Origin of the sequence: Kocuria sp. CCUG 69068 (genome assembly GCF_020833785.1) — a bacterium.
GTDB lineage: Bacteria > Actinomycetota > Actinomycetes > Actinomycetales > Micrococcaceae > Kocuria > Kocuria rosea.
Map to the genome: position 1 here is coordinate 1 of NZ_PDDL01000260.1, position 811 is coordinate 811.

The window sequence follows — 811 nt, forward strand, 5'->3', positions numbered from 1 at the left end:
GAACGTGGTGACTCATGGATTTCTCCTCAGGGATCGGGGCGGCACGGTGGGGGTGCCGTGCCGGCGGGGCGCCGGGCGCCCGTGCCATGCAACCACAGTGACCTGAAGGGCGGTTGAACCGCCCCGGGCCGTGTCGGCCGCCGACTACACTGACCGCATGCCCGCACCCCTGCTCTCGCCCGTCGCCGGCCTCGACCCCGCCTGGCCCGAGTACGCCGACTCCGTGCGCGCGGCCCTGCTGGGCGGAGCCCTCGGGGACGCGCTGGGCGGCCGCGCGAGCTCCGGTCCGCGCTCCCGCTCCGCGGCGGCCGGCGCGGACGCCCCCGCCGACGCCGAAGGCAGCGCGGTGCTGCGGATCTCCGACGCCACCCAGCTGACCCTCTACACCCTGGACGCCCTGCAGGAGGTCGTCGAGTGGGCGAACCAGGGCCACGGCGCCGACGAGACCGCGTGCCTGTGGCTGGCCTACCTGCGCTGGCTGGGGACCCAGGGCGAGCGCCACCCGGCCGAGGCGCCGCGGCCCCTGCCCCGCCCGATCGACGAGCACGAGGTCCTGCACGCCGAGCGGGAGCCGGACGGAACGGTGCTGGCGGCCCTCCGCTCCGGCCGGATGGGCGAGGTCGAGCGCCCCCTGCAGCCGGAGGCCAAGGGCGCCGGACCGGTGCTGCGCTCCTCGCCGTTCGGTCTGCTCCCCCACGTCGGCTGGCGCACGCTCGCGCCCCTGGCCATCAACGGCGCCGCCCTGACCCACGGGCACCCCGAGGCGCAGACCGCGGCGGCCGTCCAGGGCTTCGTGGTCCACGCCGCCGTG

General features: G+C 77.2%; 1 protein-coding gene. It reads left to right on the forward strand.

The features are described 5' to 3' along the window. Positions 1 to 157: 157 nt before the first annotated feature. Positions 158 to 811 (forward strand): ADP-ribosylglycohydrolase family protein (locus CRM73_RS19415; protein ID WP_229588826.1); only part of this gene is annotated, 654 nt, incomplete at its 3' end.